This window comes from Paraconexibacter sp. AEG42_29, from assembly GCF_040581415.1.
In the GTDB taxonomy this organism is placed as follows: Bacteria; Actinomycetota; Thermoleophilia; order Solirubrobacterales; family Solirubrobacteraceae; genus Paraconexibacter.
This window is the reverse complement of record NZ_CP114014.1, coordinates 5,443,116-5,460,590: the sequence shown is the minus strand read 5'-3', so window position 1 is coordinate 5,460,590 and position 17,475 is coordinate 5,443,116. Positions and strand designations below refer to the sequence as shown.

The following is a 17,475-nucleotide window of genomic DNA, read 5'->3' as shown; positions in this document are numbered from 1 at the left end:
GCGCCGTGAAGGGTACGTTCCCCGAATGCGATCGGACCTCGCACGGATCGTGGGCGACCAGTACGTCCTCGGCCATCCCGCCCCGCCGGCACCCGAGTGGACCCAGGACGCCTCGATCGCGATGGGGCTGCGCGGGCACGCCGACGCCGTCGTCCTCCCGCGCGACGCCGAGCAGGTCGCCGCGGTCGTGGCCTGGTGCTACGAGCGCGGGGTCGCGATCGTCCCGCGCGGCGGCGGGACGGGCTACTCGGGCGGTGCCACGCCGGCGCCCGTGCCGGAGCTGGCCGGGCCCGAGGGGACGGTCGTCGTCGCGCTGGACCGGCTGGACCGCATCCGGTCGTTCGACCCCGGCCTGTGGCGGATCAACGTCGAGGCCGGGGTGACGACCCAGACGCTGGCCCGGCACGCGCGCGAGAACGGGCTCTTCTTCCCGGTCGACCCGGGGGCGGCCGAGGCCTCGCAGATCGGCGGCAACATCGCCACGAACGCCGGCGGCCCGCACTGCTTCAAGTACGGCGTGACCCGCGCGTGGGTGACCGGGCTCGAGGCCGTCCTGGCCCCGGGGGAGCTCGTGTCGGTCGGCGGGCCGACGCGCAAGGACGTCGCGGGCTACGACCTGGTCGGCCTGCTCACCGGCAGCGAGGGGACGCTCGGCATCGTCACCGCGGCGTGGCTGCGGCTGATCCCGGCACCCGTCCATGCGCCGGTGCCGGTCGCCGCCGCCTACCCCACCATCGACGCGGGCTGCGCCGCGATCGAGGCGGTGCTGGCGTCGGGCACGGTCCCTGCCACGATCGAGTACCTCGACGCCGGTGCCCTGGCGGCCGCCGGCGCGTCGTTCCCCGGCGGGCTGCCCGGTGACGCGCAGTTCCTGGTCATCTGCGAGGCGGACGGCGGGCCGGACGACGTCGCGGAGCTCCTGGAGGCGCTTGGTCCTGGGGCACGTCCGCACGAGCCGAAGGAGCTGTGGCGCTGGCGGGACGGGGTCGGCATCGCGGTGACGGCCGTCCAGGGCGGCAAGCTGTCAGAGGACATCGGCGTCCCCCTCGATCGCCTCGCCGAGGGCATCGCGGGGACGGTGGAGATCGGCCTGCGCCACGGCCTCGACGCGTGCTCCTGGGGGCATGCGGGCGACGGCAACCTGCACTCGACCTTCCTGCTGACCCCGGGCGACGGTGCGCAGCTCGCCCGGGCCGAGGTCGCGACCGAGGAGCTCTTCGACCTGGCCGTGTCGCTCGGGGGAACCGTCAGCGGCGAGCACGGGCTGGGCTGGCTCAAGCGCGGGCAGCTGTCCAAGCAGTGGGCCCCGGCGGCCGTCGCGGCGCACCGTGCGATCAAGCTCGCGCTCGACCCCGCGGGCCTCTTCAACCCCGGCAAGAAGACGCCCTGAGCGCGGCTCCCGGCGGTGTGCCGCCCGGCGTCAGCCGGCCAGGCGCATGACGCCCTGAGCGGCGGCGAGCGGCGCGGCCGCGGCCGGCACGTCGAACGCCAGGCGGTCCTCCACGGTCCTGAGCATGGTGGTGACGATGCGCGGGTCCTGCCGGCGGTGGCGACCGCGCGCAGCGAGGCCCTCGACGTGCTCGACCAGGATCCGCTCGTCGCACAGGACCGCCGCGGCGAGCCAGCCGAGCACGGCGTCGAGGTCGTCGCGCAGCGCGTTGCGTGACCGCGGGCCGCGCGCGAGCAGGTGGCCGCTGCGGTACTCCACCTGTTCGGCGAGCTGCTCGGTCAGCGGTGCGCGGATGGCCAGGATCTCCTGGGCCTGCACGCGTTCGGCGGTCGACGCCGCGAGCGGTGCCGGAGTCTGGCGGAGGCGCTCGACGGCGCTGCGGACGGCATCGATCCGCGGGGTGAGGCAGTCCGCCCCGAGGCAGGTGGCGCGCACGTCGTCCTCGCCGAAACCGCGGCCTGCGGCCAGCACGGGGACGCCCGCGTCGTGGGCGGCCTCGATGAGGGGGACGGTGGCCGGCAGGTTGACCGGGACCGAGCACGACAGCACCAGCGCGTCCGCCGGCATCTGCCCGAGCATGCGCGCGACCCCCGCGGTCATGGTCGGCGTCCCGAGGAACGCAACGGTGAAGCCCTCGGCCCGCAGGAGCTCGCACAGCATCCGCGCGGGGAGGTTCTGGCTGTCGCGCTCGGCGACGCAGACCACGAGGCGGCCGTCGGCGGTCCCCGGCTGCGCCCGGGCGGCGGTGACGGCCAGCAGGGTGTCGGCGATCTCGACGGCGCTCTGCTGGTAGGCGGCCGTCCACTCGCCGCGATGCCACATCCCGTCCGAGAGCCGTGCGAGTGCGGGGGCCAGCACGCCGAGGACGAAGTCGGCGACGCTCAGGCCGTCGTCGATCAGGCCGACCGCGGCGGCGATGCAGGCGCGGCGGTCCCGGCGCTCCAGCAGCTGTGCGAAGCGCTCGGCGTCCTCGTGCAGCGTGGCGGGCGCCTGCGTCACGGGCGGGGGCCGCCGGGGTGGTGGGTCGGGGCGACGCCGATGTAGGCGCGCCGGCGCAGCTCGTCGTAGTGGGCGAGTGTCGACTGCGTGCGGGCGAGCATGCGGTTGAACACCTCGGCGAGCTCCCCGATGTCCGCCTCCTCGGTCGGTCCGACCAGCGGGGTGGTAACGGGCCCGACCGCCCGCGTCAGCGCGGTGCCGGAGCTGACCGCCTCCAGGCCCTCGTCGAGATCGCGGAGGCAGTGCCGGTGCAGGCTGTAGAGCTTGGCGCGCAGCTCGTCGAGGCACGAGGTGTCCCCGAGGGCGCTGCGGAGGTCCTCGCGCATCGTGTCGTAGCTGTGAAGGGCCGTGCGCGAGCGCGCGAGCATCTGGTTGAAGGACGTGCCGAGCTCACCGAGGCGGCGGTCGGGGGCCGGGGTCAGCGGCAGGGTGACCGGGCGTGCACTGCGGGTGAGGTCGCCGTCGACGACGGCCTGCAGTCCCTCGTCCAGGTCGGTGAGGCAGTTCTCCTCCAGGCTGTGCAGCCGTCCGGTGAGCTCGGGCAGGCACGACTGCTCGCCCAGGGCGTCGGCGAGCCGGATACGCAGCTGCTCGTATGCGCCGAGGGCCTCCTGGCTGCGCTGCAGCATCGAGTTGAAGATGTCGACCAGGGCCCGGACGTTGGGGTCGGGGGAGTCGTCGTAGATCGGCTCGGTGCCGGGCTCGGCGCTGAAGCTGTGGTCGCCGACGACCATCCGGGTCAGTCCCTCCTGCAGGCCGGCCAGGCAGGTGTTGTCGAGGCTGCGCAGCCGCTCGCGGAGCTGCTCGATCACCGGGTCGACGTTGGGGGCGGCGACGGCGCGGAGCGGCTCGATCGTGCCGTCCAGGACGGTGAGCTCGGTGCCGGCCGCGTGCTGTGGGCTCATGGGCCGGTGATCGGCCGCCGAGCGGTGTGCTTGAAGCGCGGCTCAGGCCCGGTCCGCGGACGCGAGTGCCTCGCGGACCAGGGCGCGGTCGTGCTCGTAGTCGAGCAGCGCCTCCGCCTCGGCGACCGGGATCCAGCGGCGCTCGTCGACCTCGTCGCTTGGCGTCAGGCCCTCGTCGTCGACGACCGCCATCGCCCACCAGCGGACCGTCTTCGGGCGGCCCTTGCGGTCGACGTACTGCTGCGGGGACAGCTCGGCGCCGAGGGTGCAGCGCAGCCCCGTCTCCTCGTGAACCTCGCGCAGCGCGGCGTCCTCGTGCGACTCACCCTCGTCGAGCTTGCCCTTCGGCAGCGACCAGTCCTCGTAATCGGGGCGGTGGATGACGCACACCTTCCCGGCGGCGAGGATCACCCCGCCGGCGGCCTGGACATGTCGCGGGAACGCGGACAACGTGGCGCGCAGCCTAGCGCGCTGTACGGGAGGCGCGGCGCGGGTTGGCTACGCACTGAGGGTGAGCTTCGTCGGGCCCTGGCGGAAGCCGTGCTCGACCAGCAGCGCCTCGAACGGGGAGCCGATGACGTCCTCGCCGTCGACCCGCTCGACGGCGAGCTTGCGGCCACGACCGCCGCGGACGTACGTCGCCAGCGCGTCGATCGCGCCCGGGATGCGCTCGTCGGATGGGTCGTCCGTGAGCGTCTGCAGGCCCTTGCCGCTGCGCTCGACGTACAGGACGGGGTCGCCGCCGACGGTGACGACGTGGGCGCCGGGAACGCGGGAGGGTCTGCGGGACGGCGCGGTGGTCTGCGCCTCCTCTCGCGCCGGCCACTTCAGCGCTGCGCCGTACGCCTGGGCGGGGTCGGTCGCCGCCAGGACGATCGCGGTGGCGTCGCGGTCCTTCTGCGCGCGCAGCCGCTCGACGGCGCCGGGCAGGGCGAACTGCGCGCCGCCGAGGCCCTCGATGAAGTAGCCGCGGCGGCAGACGCCGAGCGTCTCGAGATCCGCGAACGCGGGGTAGAGCGCGCTGAAGCCGCCGGGGACGCCCTCCCCGAGGACGGTCTCGCGGGTGACGATGCCGTGGCGCTCGAGCAGCAGCTCGGCGACCGTGCGCCGCTGTTGGTCGGGCGCGGCGGCGTGCCGGAAGATCGTCGAGGTGAGCGACCAGCGCCCGCTCACCTGGGCAGCGGCACCCGTCGAGCGCCGCGTGGAGCCGCCGAACCGCCGGCCTGGACGCGTCGTGGCCCGGTCGCGCTGCTGCGTCGCCTTGGCCAGGGCGAGCCGCGGGGCGCGCAGGGGCGCCCAGGCGTCGTTCGTGACCTCGCCGGCCCACACGAGGTCCCACAGCGCCTCCTGGAGCTCCTCGGGGACCAGGGGCAGCTCGCCGAGCAGGTCGGTGAAGAAGCACGGGGCCTTCGCGAGCCGGTCGCGGACCTGCTCGTGCGCCTCGGACGACGGTGGATCGCCCTTCACGAGCACCGGCCCGATCGCCTCCGCGTCGTCCCGGAACCACAGCGCGACCCGTCCGCTCGACCGGCCCACCGCACCGGCGCCGGCCCAGACGAGCTCCCCGGACGCGCACAGCTGGTCCAGCCACGCGGGCGAGTACGCGCCGCAGCGGCGCGGCAGGACGTCCTGCTCCCAGACCGCGACCGGCAGCGCCAGGCCCTGCAGCGGGATCAGCACCTCGCGCAAGCGATCGATGCCGGCACCGGCCGGCGGATGGCGGTCGACGCCCTGCCACGACGGGGCGAAGCGCGCGAGCTGCGCCGGGTCCGCCGCCTCGATCTCCTTGCGCAGCACCGCGAGCGACGCGCGGCGCAGGCGCCGCAGGACGTCGGCGTCGCACCACTCGCGCTCGGAGCCGCCCGGGCGCAGCTCGCCGCGGACGATGGCGCCGGCCGCCTCGAGCTCCTTGAGCGCGCTGGTCGGGTCGACCAGGTAGCGGGCGCGCAGCTCGGCGGTGGTGAACGGGCCGTGCGTCGCGGCGTAGCGGGCCGTCAGCCGCCGCAGCGGATCGGGGACGTCCTCCAGGAACGTCGCCGGCAGGCCGCCGGGCGGGACGGTCCCCAGCGCGTCGCGGTACAGGCCGACGTCGTCCGCGGCGATCCAGCGCGGCTCGCCGGCGATGCGGACCTGGACCGCGCGGCGCTCGGCGCTGAGGCGGGCGGTCAGGTCGGTGGGGTCGACGCCCGCGATCGTGCGGACCGCGATCTCGGCGTCCGATAGGTCGCCGACGCGGCGCAGCATGTCCCCGAGGTCGTCGGTGGTCGCCACCTTCGTCCGGTCCGACGTGTGCTGCAGGTCGGCCTCGACCATGTCCAACGCGTCGGCGTCGATCAGGTCGCGCAGCTCCTCCTGCCCGAGCAGCTCGGCCAGCAGGTCCTTGTTCAGGGACAGGGCGGCAGCGCGGCGCTCCGCGTTCGGCGTGTCCCCCTCGTACATGTACGTCGCGACGTAGTCGAACAGCAGGCTGCTGGCGAACGGCGACGCGGTCTGCGTCTCCACCTCGACGAGGTTCAGGTCGCGGGAGTGGAGCGCGCGCAGCAGGTCCGTCAGGCCCGGGACGTCCAGGACGTCCCGCAGGCACTCGCGGTAGGTCTCCAGGATGATCGGGAACTCGCTGTACCGCTTGGCGACCTCCAGCAGCGACTGCGACTTCAGCCGCTGCTGCCACAGCGGCGTGCGCTTGCCGGGGTAGGCGCGCGGGATCAGCAGGGCGCGGCCGGCGTTCTCGCGGAAACGCGCGCCGAACAGCGCGGAGGACCCGAGCTCGGCGACCACCAGCTCCTGGACCTCGTCGGGGTCGACCATGACGAGGTCGACGCCCGGGGGCTCATCCGCGTCGGGGAGGTGCACGATGATCCCGTCGTCCGACCAGATCGCGTCCGACTCGAGGCCGTAGACGTCGCGGATGCGGGCGCTCAGCGCCAGCGCCCAGGCCGAGTGCACGCGGCCGCCGTAGGGGGACAGGACGCACAGGCGCCAGTCGCCGATCTCGTCCCGGAAGCGCTCGACGACGATCGTCGTGTCGGACGGGACGACGCGCGTCGCGGCTTGCTGCTCCTGCAGGTAGTCGACGAGGTTGCGCGCCGCGCGCGGATCCAGGTCGTAGTCGACCTCGAGCTGCTTGGGGTCGGCGTCGACGGCGGTCCGCGCGAACTCGCCGATCGCCTGCCCGAGCTCCTTCGGGCGGCCGACGCTGTCGCCCTTCCAGAACGGGATCGCACCGGGGGCACCGGGGGCCGGTGTGACGAGGACGCGGTCGCGCTGGATCTCCTCGATCCGCCACGCCGACGCGCCGAGCAGGAACGTCTGGCCGGGGCGCGCCTCGTAGACCATCTCCTCGTCGAGCTCGCCGACCCGGCGGCCGTCGGGGAGGGTGACGGAGTACAGGCCGCGGTCGGGAATCGTGCCGGCGTTGACGATCGCCAGCGACCGCGAGCCCTTGCGGGCGCGGATCGTCCCGGCGACGCGGTCCCACGTGATGCGGGCGCGCAGTTCGGCGAACTCCTGCGACGGGTAGCGGCCGTCGAGCATGTCCAGGACGTTCTCGAGCAGCTCCCGGCTGAGCTCCCCGTACGAGTGGGTGCGGGTGACGAGCGCGTGCAGGTCGTCGACCGCCATACCCCCGCCGCCGTCGTTGTCGGTGGCGTCGGCCGCCATCGCGACGATCTGCTGCGCGAGCACGTCGAGCGCGTTGCGGGGGACGACCGTCGGCTCGATCTTCCCCTCGCGCATCTGGCGGACGACGACCGCGCACTCGAGCAGGTCGGCGCGGAACTTCGGGAAGATCCGGCCCTTGGACGTGTCCCCGACGCCGTGGCCGGCGCGACCGACGCGCTGCAGGCCGCGGGCGACGGACTTCGGCGACTCGACCTGCAGGACCAGGTCGACGGCGCCCATGTCGATGCCGAGCTCCAGGCTGCTGGTCGCGACCAGGCACGGCAGTCCGCCGGACTTCAGGAGCTCCTCGACGGACTCGCGCTCCTCGCGGGCGAGCGAGCCGTGGTGGGCGCGGGCGATGGTCTCCGTCTCGGCGTTCTCGTCCTGCTCGACGCGCTGCGCGTGGTGCAGTTCGTTCAGCCGCAGGGCCAGCCGCTCCGCGCCGCGGCGGTTGTTGACGAAGACGATCGTCGACTGGTGCTCCAGGACGAGCTTCAGGATCTCCGGGTAGATCGCGGGCCAGATCGACTTGCGCGTGGCCTCGCCCCCGATGACGGGCTCCAGCGGATCGCGCGGCTCGCCGTGCTCGTCGAGGGCCTCGGGTTCCACCATCGACTCGACCGGGACGTGGATCTTCAGGTCCAGCGGCTTGCGCACGCCGGCGTCGACCAGGCGGCAGGTCCGGCGTGGGCCCACGAGGTAGCGGCCGACCTCCTCGAGCGGGTTCTGGGTGGCGGACAGGCCGATGCGCTGGACCTCGTGACCGGGCTCTTGCAGAGCCTGCAGGCGTTCGAGCGTGAGCGCGAAGTGGGAGCCGCGCTTGGTCGACGCGAGCGCGTGGATCTCGTCCACGATCACCGCCTCGACGCCCTTGAGCATGTCGCGGGCCTGCGACGTCAGGACGAGGTACAGCGACTCCGGCGTCGTGATCAGGATGTCCGGCGGCCGGCGCTTCATGTGCGCGCGGTCCTTCTGCGAGGTGTCGCCCGTCCGGATGCCGACGGTGACCTGGGCGCCGATGCCCCGGAGCGGCGCCCGGAGGTTGCGGTCGACGTCGTACGCGAGCGCCTTCAGGGGGCTGACGTAGACGATCCGCGTGTGGCCGGGGTTCTCCTCGCGGGCAAGCGCGTCGAGCCCCCAGAGGAACGCGGCGAGCGTCTTGCCGCTGCCGGTCGGCGCGGCGATCAGCGTGTGCGCGCCGGACGCGATCGCCGGCCAGGCCTGCTGCTGGACCTCGGTCGCGCCGGCGAACGCGCTCGTGAACCACTCGCGGGTCCGGGGGGTGAAGTCCTTCAGGGCGGAATCGTGCACGACCCCTCCAAGTTACCCCGGTCGCCAGCGCCATACCCGCCGAGATGCGACGCGCGACACCCAGGTCGACGCTCATCGCAGCTCGGCCTTCAGGGGAGGCGCCAGTCGACCGGGCCGGCCCCCTGCTCGGCCAGCAGCGCGTTCGCGCGGCTGAACGGCCGCGAGCCGAAGAACCCGTTGTGCGCCGAGAGCGGGCTCGGGTGGGCCGACTCGATGCACGGGACGTCCCCCAGCAGCGGTTTCAGGTTTCGCGCGTTACGGCCCCAGAGGATCGCGACCAGCGGCTTTTGGCGGGCGGCCAGCGCGCGGATCGCCTGCTCGGTCACGGCCTCCCAGCCCTTGCCCTGATGCGAGTTCGACTCGCCCGGGCGGACCGTCAGCGAGCGGTTCAGCAGGACGACGCCCTGCTCGGCCCACGGGGACAGGTTGCCATTCGACGGCAGCGGCAACCCGAGGTCCTCGCCGTACTCCCTGTAGATGTTGGCCAGGCTCTTGGGGATCGGCCGCACGTCGGGCGCGACGGAGAACGACAGGCCGACCGCATGCCCCGGGGTCGGATATGGGTCCTGGCCCATGATCAGGACACGGACGTCGTCCAGCGGCTGCGCGAAGGCGCGCAGGACGTGCTTCCCCGCCGGAAGGTACGGGCGGCCCGCGGCGACCTCGGCGCGCAGGAAGTCCCCCATGGCCGCGATCTGGTCGGCGACGGGCTCCAGGGCACGGGCCCAGCCCGGGTCGATGATCTGCTCGAGGGGGCGGGACGCGGGCACGGCGGAGAACCTACCCAGACCCCGGAACGACAAAAGCCCCGCCGTGTCTCAACGAGCGGGGCTTTGGATCGTGTGGGTGTCAGACCCGGTGCCGGCGGCGCCTAAGTGGCCGCCCGGCGGGATCAGCGGTGCAGCAGAGCGCCACCACAGTGGGGGCAGCTCGCGCGATCCGCGACACGCTCCGCGGCCCATTGCCGCAGGCACTTCGCACAGAGGACGCGCATGGCGGTCCTCCTTTCTCTCTTTCGTGTTGCTCTACCAGACTACTCATCGGCAGAAGACATCCGGTCCTGAAGCGGTCTCGGATCAGTTCATGCGTGCCTGCATCGACCGCAGCTCGGCAGCGAGCGTCTTGCGCATGTCGCCCCCGGACGGCAGGTGCAGACGCAGTTCGGCGCACTGGATCGCCCGCGGCAGGTCGCGCCGCATCCGGTAGGCGCCGACGAGGTTGTTCAGCATCCGCATCGCGACCTCGGTCGGGGTCCAGGGCCGCACGTCGGGGCCGCCGATCGGGCCCAGCCGGCCGCCGCCGCCGAACGGGTCCAGCAGCACGGGCGGGTCCGCGGCGAAGTGCCCGACGACGAAGTGGCCGGGCAGCCCCACCCCGGCCAGCGGGATCTCCGCCCGCCGCGCCACCTCGGTGTAGACGACGGACAGGAGGATGGGCAGCCCGCGCCGCCGCTCCAGGACGAGGTCCAGCATCGAGTGGTCCGGGTGGTCGTAGTCCTCGCGGTCGCCGCTGAACCCGTGCGCGACGCCGAGCAGGGCGGTCAGCGCCTGCGTCTGGCCGACCACGTCCCCCGGCTCCAGGCTCGCGGTGACCGCACCCAGCTCGGCCCCGAGCGCGTCGAGCGCCCCGATGACGAGCGCCGTGTCGACGGACCCGGGCGGGCGCAGCTCGACGGCCAGTGCGAGCGCGAGCTGATCGAGGGCCGGCGCCGGCGAGGCCGCGAGCGCGGCGAAGGGAGGGACCGGGGCCATGCGCCGCATGTTCGCAGGCCGCGACGGCTCGTCGGGTCCCGTGCGAGGCACGTGAGACGCCCATGACACGTGTCACCCCGAGGTCCGGACGGCCGCCACTTCCGGAGGGTCCGGGACCGGCGTAGCTTCAGGACCATGACCGAACCCGCCATCGACGTCCGCGATCTGCACAAGCGCTACGACGACCTGCAGGCCGTCGCGGGCGTGAGCTTCACCGTCAGCCCAGGCGAGGTGTTCTGCCTGCTCGGGCCCAACGGTGCCGGCAAGTCGACGACCACCGAGATCCTCGAAGGTCACCGCCTGGCCGACAGCGGACACGTCCGCGTCCTGGGCCACGACCCGGCGGCCTCCGAGCGCTCGTTGCGCGAGCGCATCGGCGTCGTCCTGCAGGCCGGCGGCATCCAGGAGGAGCTCACGATCGCCGAGCTCGTCGAGATGTACGGCCGCTGGTACGAGCGCCCGCGGCCGGTGGACGAGCTCATCGACCTCGTCCAGCTGGATGCGCGCCGCGACACCCGCGCCGGGGACCTGTCGGGCGGCCAGCGGCGCCGGCTGGACCTCGCGCTCGGGCTGGTCGGGGACCCGGACCTGCTGTTCCTGGACGAGCCCACGACCGGCTTCGACCCCCACGCCCGCCGGCAGGCGTGGAGCACCATCCGCGCGCTCTGCGGGCTCGGCAAGACCGTCTTCCTCACGACGCACTTCATGGACGAGGCGCAGTACCTGGCCGACCGGATCGCCGTGATGGTCGGCGGTCGCCTCGTGGCCGAGGGGTCGCCGGAGTCGATCGGCGGCCGCGACGCGCTCCCCACGGAGATCCGCTTCACGCTCCCTGCCGGCGCAGGGCTCGGCGGCCTGCCGGACCTGCCCGGCGGCAGCACGACGACCGTCCGCGACGCCGGTGACGGCGCCGTCCACGTGACGACGCAGGCCGGCCTCGCGGTGACCCACGCCATCACCGGCTGGGCCCTCGACGCCGGGGTCGCGATCGGACAGCTGTCGGTGGCGCAGCCGACGCTCGAGGACGTCTACCTACGGCTCACCGAGCAGCCCGCCGACACGACCCAGGAGGTCCCGTCATGAACGCCGCCGCCACCCGGTCGTCGTCGCACGTCGCCGCCCACCGACCCGGCACGGGTGCACTGCGACGCGACCTGCGGCTCGCCGCCTGGCAGGTCCGCTACACCCAGCGCAGCTTCTGGCGCAGCCGCCGGGCCGCGGTCATGTCGATCGCGTTCCCGCTGATGTTCCTCGCGATCTTCGGCTCGCTGAACACCGGCGAGACCATCGACACCCGCGGCGGGCTCGCGTTCATCGACTTCTTCGTCCCGGGCATCATCGCCTACGCCGTGACGCTGACGACCTTCAACTCGACCGCGATGACGATGACCGCCCTGCGCGAGCGCGGCGTCCTCAAGCGGCTGCGCACCACCCCGCTGCCGACCTGGGTCTACGTGGCCGGGATCGTCGGCTCGACGATCCTCGTCATGGTCATCAGCACGGCGATCCTGCTGGTCGTCGGCACGGCGCTCTTCGGGGCGCACATCCCGACGCACACCATGCCGGGGGTCCTGATCACCCTCGCGCTGGGGTCCGTCGCGATGACGATGCTCGGCATCGGTGCTTCGCGACTCGTCACGAGCACGGAGAGCGGCATGGGCGTGCTGACGATGATCACGCTGCCGATCACCTTCATCTCGAACGTCTTCTATCCGCTGGACGGCGCGCCGGGCTGGCTCGAGGACATCGCGAAGGCCTTCCCGCTGCGGCCGCTGGCGGACGGTCTGCAGCACGCCTTCGATCCTGCCACGACGGGCGCGGGGCTCGTCTGGCACGACCTGGCTGTTCTCGCCGTCTGGGCGGTTGCCGGCGCGGTCATCATGCGGCGGACCATCCGTAACCTGAACGCACGGGACTGACCCCCGACCGACCCGATGACCGAGCAGATCGACTCACGCGCCGTGGCCGAACGCGCACTGCAGGACCGCGACCGCCGCTGGTGGCCGCGGCTGCTGTGGGTCCCGCTCCTGTTCCTGCCGGTCGTCGACCTGCTGAGCAGCGAGTCCTCGCCGTGGCGCGTCGCGCTGGCGCTGCTCGGCTTCGGCGTCTACCTGCGGCTCGGCTACGAGGCCTTCCGCAGCGGCATCGCCGGAGCGGCCCCGCCGACGCGGCGGCTCGTGCCCGCGCTCCTGTTCCTGACGGCCGACGTGACGGCGCTGACGCTGCTGGAGCGGTCGTCGTGGGGCACCCTCTTCCCCGCGCTCTGCGTCGGACTCGCCCGGCTGCCGGAGGTCTGGCGGATCCCGTCGATGCTCGCGCTGACCGGCGTGGCCGCGGCGGCCTCGTCGACCGGTGGCCCGGGGAACGCGATCGGTGTCGGTGCCTCCACGTTCGGCGTCGGGCTGATGATGATGGGCATGCGACGACTGGCCGAGTCGAACGTCGCCCTGCACATGGCCCGCGCGGAGCTCGCGCAGCACGCGGTCGCCGCCGAGCGCGAGCGCTTCGCGCGGGACCTGCACGACCTGCTCGGTCACTCGCTGTCGGTCATCGCGCTGAAGGCCGAGCTGGCCGGCCGGCTGCTGCCGGCCCGCGCCGACGAGGCGCAGACCCACGTCAACGAGATCGAGGGCGTGGCGCGCGAGGCGCTGCGCGAGGTCCGTGAGGCCGTCAGCGGCTACCGCCGGCCGGAGCTCGCCGCCGAGGTCGAGGGCGCGCGGATGGCCCTGGAGGCCGCCGGGGTGAGCCTCGACGTGGCGCTCCCGGACGCTCCCCTGCCCGCGGAGGTCGAGGCGGTGCTGGCCTGGACGGTCCGGGAGGGGACGACGAACGTCATCCGGCACAGCGGCGCCGGCCGCTGCCGGATCCACGCGCACGCCGAGGGGGACGTGGCGTCGGTCGCGATCGAGGACGACGGGCGGGGACGCCGGGGCGCCGCGGCCGACCCGCTGGGCAACGGCCTGGCCGGCCTGCGCGAGCGGGCGTCTGCGCTCGGCGGCCGGGTGCTGGCCGGTCCCGTGGACGACGGTCACGGATTCCGGCTGGAGATGCGCGTGTCGTTGACGGCGGCGGCGGCCGCCGCCGCGCCGCCGGCCGGGGTGGACGGCGCCGCGGGCCCGCCGACCGTCGGCGCGCTGCGGGCGGACGGAGCGCCGGCGTGATCCGCGTGCTGCTGGCCGAGGACCAGGCGCTGGTCCGCGGGGCCCTGGCGAGCCTGCTGGGGATGGAACCGGACCTGGAGGTCGTCGCCCAGGTGGGACGCGGCGACGAGGTCCTGGACGCCGCTCGAGGGGCGTCCCCCGACGTTGCCGTCATGGACATCGAGATGCCGGGCTGCAGCGGCCTCGACGCGGCCGCGCTGCTGCACGACCAACTGCCGGCGGTGCGCGTCGTGATCGTCACGACCTTCGGCAAACCGGCGTTCCTGCGCCGCGCGATGGCCGAGGGCGCATCCGCGTTCCTGCTGAAGGATGCCCCCGCCGCTGAGCTCGCGGCGGCGATCCGGCGGGTCATCGCGGGCGAGCGGGTCGTCGATCCCGGGCTGGCGGCCGCTGCGCTCAGCGCGCCCGAGAACCCACTGACCCCCCGCGAGCAGGAGGTCCTGCGCCGCGTCCGCGACGGCGGGACGACGGCGCAGATCGCCGCCGACCTGCACCTGTCCCACGGCACCGCCCGCAACCACCTGTCGGCGGTGATGCAGAAGCTGGGCGCGCCCACGCGGGCGGACGCGCTGCGGATGGCCGAGGACCAGGGCTGGCTCTGACTCCGGGCCGCACCCGCGGGCGGAGGCAGCGGCCGAGGGTGTGACGAATCAGGCCGCGGCGCCGGCGCGGGCCGCCGCCAGCGCCCGGACGGTGTCCAGGTCCCCGCCGCCCGGGACCGCGATCAGGGTGTCCACACCCGCGTCCGCGAACGCCGCCAGCCGGGACGGAAGGCCTGCCGGGTCGCAGGCGATCGTGACCGAGCGCAGCAGGTCGTCCGGGAGCGCCGCGGCGGCGCCCGCGCGGTCGCCGGCGAGGTACAGGTCCTGGACGCGACCGGCCGCCTCGGCGTAGCCGTACCGCCCGGCGAGGTCGACGTAGAAGTTCTTGTCCTTCGCGCCCATCGCGCCGAGGTAGAACGCGACCCACGGCCGGACGAGGTCCAGCGCCTGCGCCTCGGTCGGGGCGACCGCGGTCGGCGTCAGGCACGCGACGTCGAACGCCGTCCGCTCCCGGCCCGCCGCGGCGACGGCGTCCACCACCAGGTCGATCGTCTGGGCCGGCTGCAGCGGGTCGACGACCGTCCCGATCCAGCCGTCGGCGATCTGGCCGCACTGCTCGATGCCCTTCGGCGAGGTCGCGCCGAGGTAGATCGGGATCCGCGGCTGGACGGGGCGGGCCAGCAGCCGCAGCTCCTTGGCGAGCCCGGTGCCGGACTCGCCTTCCGGCAGCTGCACCGGGAGCGTCTCCCCGGCCAGCGCGGTGCGGACCGTCTCCACGTACGCGCGCGTCCGGGCCAGGGGCCGGGCGAACGGCTCGCCGTACCAGCCCTCGGAGACCTGCGGGCCGCTCGGCCCGAGGCCGAGCATCATGCGGCCGCCGGAGAGGACGTCCACCGACGCCGCGGCCATCGCGGTGGCGGTCGCCTTCCGGGCGGGGATCTGCATGATCGCGGTGCCGAGGCGGACGTGCTCGGTGCGGCCTGCGAGCAGGCCGAGCATCGACACCGCGTCCTGGCCCCAGGCCTCCGAGCACCAGACGCTGTCCAGGCCGAGCTCGTCGGCCAGGACGCCGATCTCGAGCTGGCGGTCCGGGGTGATCCAGGGCCAGTACGCCGTCGACACGCCGATTCGCATCACCGGACCGTACCCGGGGTGCGCGGCCCGTGATCGCGGCGGCGCGGGTCAGGCGGCCGCGACAGCCGCGCGGTCGCGGAACGTCGCGCGGTAGGCGGTCGGCCGGGTGGCGGTCGCGCGCTGGAAGTGCAGCCGCAGGTTCGCCGCGCTGCCGAACCCGGCGGCGGTCGCGACGGCTTCGATCGGGAGGTCCGTCCCCTCGAGCAGCTCGCGGGCGCGGGCGACCCGCTGCGCGAGCAGCCACTGCTTGGGTGCGAGCCCCGTCTCCGCGCGGAACCGGCGCGTGAACGTGCGCTCGCTCATGTGCGCGTGCCGGGCCAGCGCGTCCACGTCGAGCGGCTCCTGCAGGTGCTCCTGGGCCCAAGCGCGGGTCGCCGCCAGCCCGCCGTCGGCGACCCTCGGGACGGGCTGCTGGATGAACTGCGCCTGGCCGCCGTCCCGGTGGGGCGCGACCACGTTCCACCGCGCCACGCCGTTCGCCGTGTCCGGCCCGAACTGCTGGCGCAGGACGTGCAGGCACAGGTCCATCCCGGCGGTGAGCCCGGCCGAGGTCAGCACGTCCCCGTCGTCGACGTACAGCACGCCCGGGTCCACGTCGACCTGCGGGAAGCGCGCCGCGAGCTCGTCGCAGTAGCCCCAGTGGGTGGTCGCGCGGCGGCCGTCGAGCAGCCCCGCGTGGGCGAGGACGAACGCGCCGGTGCAGATCGACATCACGCGGGCGCCGCGTGCGTGCGCGGCGCGCAGGGCAGCGAAGGTCCGGTGCTCATCTGCGATCGCGGCAGGCAGCGTGCCGGGGACGACGATCAGGTCCGCGTCGGCGAGCGCCTCGAGGCCGGCGTCCACGGACAGGCGGATCCCGGAGGTCGACATGACGGTGCCCCGCCGCGCGCCGCAGACCGTCATCGCGTACTGCTGGTCCGGCCGCTCCGGGCGCGACACTCGCGGTCCGAAGACCTGGGTCGCCGAGCCCACGTCGTGCAGGACGACCTGCTCCAGGAGCAACAGGGCGACGCGACAGCCGGAATCGGTCATGGCGGAAACCTAGCGAACATTGTCGTTTCCGCCACTGGTCTGTTCTGCCGTGATGCGGCAGGATGTCGGGCGCATGAAGCATCCCCGTCGCCTCCACCGTGCCTGGATCGTCGCCGCCGCCGGCTTCGTCGTCCTGCTCGCATCGGCGGCGATCCGGGCGACGTTCGGCATCCTGATGGACCCGCTGATGGACGAGTTCGGCTGGAACCACACCGCGATCTCGACGGCCGCGTCGGTGAACCTCGTCGTCTTCGGGCTGAGCGCGCCGTTCGCCGCGAGCTTCGCCGAGCGCTTCGGGCTCACCCGCGTGGTGACGATCGCGCTGATCCTCATCGGGGTCAGCGCCGCGCTCATCACGCAGGTGAACCAGCTGTGGCAGCTGTACCTGGTCTGGGGCCTCATCGCGGGCGCGGCCACCGGCGCGGTGGCGCCGGTCCTCGCCGCCATGATCAGCGGGCGCTGGTTCGTCGAGAAGCGCGGGCTGGTGCTGGGCGGCCTGACTGCCGCCAACTCGACCGGGCAGCTGATCTTCCTGCCGCTGATGGCGGCGCTGATCGACGACGGCTGGCGCTGGACCATGGTCGTGGTCGGCGGTGCGGCCGTGGTCGCCCTCGTGCTCGCGGTCCTCTTCATGCGCGACGGGCCGGCCGAGGGCGAGGCACCGTACGGCGGCACGCCCGAACTCGCGGCGGCGATCGATGCGCCCGCCCGCCCCTCGGCCGTCGGCGTCCTGCGGCAGGTCATGCGCGACCGCGTCTTCCTCGCGCTGGCCGGGTCGTTCTTCGTCTGCGGGGCGACGACGGTCGGGCTGATCGCGGTCCACCTGATCCCGGCCGCCCACGATCACGGCATCAGCACCGGGCACGCCGCGGGGATCATGGCCGCGATGGGCGTCCTGGACATCGTGGGGACGACCGGATCGGGGTGGCTCACCGACCGCTACGACGCCGGCAAGCTGCTGATCGTCTACTACACCGGGCGCGGCGTCTCGCTCCTGATCCTGCCGGTCGCGCTCGCCGTCGAGGGGCCGACGCTGCTCGCGTTCACGGTCTTCTACGGCCTGGACTGGATCGCCACCGTCCCCCCGACGGTCGCGCTCGTGACCAAGCGCTTCGGTCGTCAGGTCGGCACGGTGGCGTTCGGCTGGATCTTCGCCGCGCACCAGCTGGGCGGCGCGATGGCGGCCTGGGCGGCGGGCTTCACGCGCGACCAGTCGGGCTCCTACGACGGGGTCTTCTTCGTGTCGGCGCTGCTGTGCTTCGCGGCGGCGCTGCTGATCACGACGGCGAGCGGCCGTCGCCTGACGCCGGCGGCCGCCGTCCCGGCCTGAGCAGGACCCTCGGGGTGGCGGTCCGGCGGGTGCGCGAAAGCAACCGTCCGCGCGACGCGCGGAGGGTCTGGTGGGTCTGATGCCGGGCCGCCGCCCGGCGGCGGCCGATGGCGTTCCGCCGGGCTCGGAGCCGTGCGATCCACCACCCGCCCCGCCCGGCAGCGGCCACTGGCGTTCTGCCGGGCCGGGAGCCGTGTGAT

General features: G+C 74.0%; 14 protein-coding genes. 6 read left to right on the top strand and 8 right to left on the bottom strand.

Annotated elements, in window-relative coordinates; all coding sequences use genetic code 11:
• Nucleotides 1–25 precede the first annotated feature (25 nt).
• Nucleotides 26–1,390: an FAD-linked oxidase C-terminal domain-containing protein gene (locus DSM112329_RS25875; RefSeq protein ID WP_354699458.1), complete on the top strand. Its 1,365-nt coding sequence runs from the start codon at nt 26–28 to the stop codon at nt 1,388–1,390.
• Nucleotides 1,391–1,420: 30 nt separating this feature from the next.
• Here the strand turns inward: DSM112329_RS25875 and DSM112329_RS25870 are convergent, their stop codons facing one another.
• From DSM112329_RS25870 to DSM112329_RS25845, 6 genes are all read right to left on the bottom strand, one after another.
• Nucleotides 1,421–2,449, bottom strand: coding sequence for a hypothetical protein (locus DSM112329_RS25870; RefSeq protein WP_354699457.1), 1,029 nt, complete (start codon nt 2,447–2,449; stop codon nt 1,421–1,423).
• A complete protein-coding gene (locus DSM112329_RS25865) occupies nt 2,446–3,354 on the bottom strand; it encodes a hypothetical protein (protein WP_354699456.1) in 909 nt (302 codons plus the stop codon). Before DSM112329_RS25865 ends, DSM112329_RS25870 begins: the two co-directional genes overlap by 4 nt.
• A 42-nt stretch (nt 3,355–3,396) precedes the next feature.
• Nucleotides 3,397–3,804: an NUDIX hydrolase gene (locus tag DSM112329_RS25860; protein WP_354699455.1), complete on the bottom strand. Its 408-nt coding sequence runs from the start codon at nt 3,802–3,804 to the stop codon at nt 3,397–3,399.
• Nucleotides 3,805–3,852: 48 nt separating this feature from the next.
• Nucleotides 3,853–8,325, bottom strand: coding sequence for a DEAD/DEAH box helicase (locus DSM112329_RS25855; protein ID WP_354699454.1), 4,473 nt, complete (start codon nt 8,323–8,325; stop codon nt 3,853–3,855).
• 89 nt (nt 8,326–8,414) lie between these two features.
• A complete protein-coding gene (locus tag DSM112329_RS25850) occupies nt 8,415–9,095 on the bottom strand; it encodes a uracil-DNA glycosylase (RefSeq protein ID WP_354699453.1) in 681 nt (226 codons plus the stop codon).
• Between the two features lie 306 nt (nt 9,096–9,401).
• The gene (locus DSM112329_RS25845) at nt 9,402–10,076 is read right to left on the bottom strand and encodes a transglutaminase-like domain-containing protein (RefSeq protein WP_354699452.1); all 675 of its coding nucleotides are present in this window, start codon (nt 10,074–10,076) and stop codon (nt 9,402–9,404) included.
• Between the two features lie 135 nt (nt 10,077–10,211).
• On the opposite strand from DSM112329_RS25845, the gene DSM112329_RS25840 reads away from it, so the two are divergent.
• From DSM112329_RS25840 to DSM112329_RS25825, 4 genes are read left to right on the top strand one after another with little or no spacing between them, the layout of a single operon-like run.
• Nucleotides 10,212–11,159, top strand: a complete 948-nt coding sequence (locus DSM112329_RS25840) for an ABC transporter ATP-binding protein (RefSeq protein ID WP_354699451.1) — start codon at nt 10,212–10,214, stop codon at nt 11,157–11,159.
• Complete coding sequence (locus DSM112329_RS25835) at nt 11,156–11,995, top strand: ABC transporter permease (RefSeq protein ID WP_354699450.1); 840 nt, start codon at nt 11,156–11,158, stop codon at nt 11,993–11,995. Before DSM112329_RS25840 ends, DSM112329_RS25835 begins: the two co-directional genes overlap by 4 nt.
• Before the next feature lie 15 nt (nt 11,996–12,010).
• Entirely contained in the window at nt 12,011–13,237 is a 1,227-nt protein-coding gene (locus tag DSM112329_RS25830; RefSeq protein WP_354699449.1) for a sensor histidine kinase, read from the top strand.
• The gene (locus DSM112329_RS25825; protein ID WP_354699448.1) at nt 13,234–13,839 is read left to right on the top strand and encodes a response regulator transcription factor; all 606 of its coding nucleotides are present in this window, start codon (nt 13,234–13,236) and stop codon (nt 13,837–13,839) included. The genes DSM112329_RS25830 and DSM112329_RS25825 overlap by 4 nt, the downstream gene beginning before the upstream one ends.
• A 48-nt stretch (nt 13,840–13,887) precedes the next feature.
• Here DSM112329_RS25825 and DSM112329_RS25820 read toward each other — a convergent pair whose 3' ends face one another.
• Together DSM112329_RS25820 and DSM112329_RS25815 are read right to left on the bottom strand one after the other, a co-directional pair.
• Nucleotides 13,888–14,913: an LLM class flavin-dependent oxidoreductase gene (locus tag DSM112329_RS25820; protein WP_354699447.1), complete on the bottom strand. Its 1,026-nt coding sequence runs from the start codon at nt 14,911–14,913 to the stop codon at nt 13,888–13,890.
• Between the two features lie 48 nt (nt 14,914–14,961).
• Nucleotides 14,962–15,945, bottom strand: coding sequence for a DJ-1/PfpI family protein (locus DSM112329_RS25815; RefSeq protein WP_354699446.1), 984 nt, complete (start codon nt 15,943–15,945; stop codon nt 14,962–14,964).
• Nucleotides 15,946–16,018: 73 nt separating this feature from the next.
• Between DSM112329_RS25815 and DSM112329_RS25810 the strand changes: the two genes are divergently transcribed.
• Complete coding sequence (locus tag DSM112329_RS25810; protein WP_354699445.1) at nt 16,019–17,275, top strand: MFS transporter; 1,257 nt, start codon at nt 16,019–16,021, stop codon at nt 17,273–17,275.
• Nucleotides 17,276–17,475: the final 200 nt, after the last annotated feature.

Bases quoted from the DNA above. Each gene is read 5' to 3' on its own strand.
- DSM112329_RS25835 (WP_354699450.1), top strand. From the start codon at position 11,156: ATGAACGCCGCCGCCACCCGGTCGTCGTCGCACGTCGCCGCCCACCGA.
- DSM112329_RS25820 (WP_354699447.1), bottom strand. From the start codon at position 14,913: ATGCGAATCGGCGTGTCGACGGCGTACTGGCCCTGGATCACCCCGGAC.
- DSM112329_RS25810 (WP_354699445.1), top strand. From the start codon at position 16,019: ATGAAGCATCCCCGTCGCCTCCACCGTGCCTGGATCGTCGCCGCCGCC.
- DSM112329_RS25815 (WP_354699446.1), bottom strand. From the start codon at position 15,945: ATGACCGATTCCGGCTGTCGCGTCGCCCTGTTGCTCCTGGAGCAGGTC.
- DSM112329_RS25875 (WP_354699458.1), top strand. From the start codon at position 26: ATGCGATCGGACCTCGCACGGATCGTGGGCGACCAGTACGTCCTCGGC.
- DSM112329_RS25865 (WP_354699456.1), bottom strand. From the start codon at position 3,354: ATGAGCCCACAGCACGCGGCCGGCACCGAGCTCACCGTCCTGGACGGC.
- DSM112329_RS25830 (WP_354699449.1), top strand. From the start codon at position 12,011: ATGACCGAGCAGATCGACTCACGCGCCGTGGCCGAACGCGCACTGCAG.
- DSM112329_RS25845 (WP_354699452.1), bottom strand. From the start codon at position 10,076: ATGGCCCCGGTCCCTCCCTTCGCCGCGCTCGCGGCCTCGCCGGCGCCG.
- DSM112329_RS25840 (WP_354699451.1), top strand. From the start codon at position 10,212: ATGACCGAACCCGCCATCGACGTCCGCGATCTGCACAAGCGCTACGAC.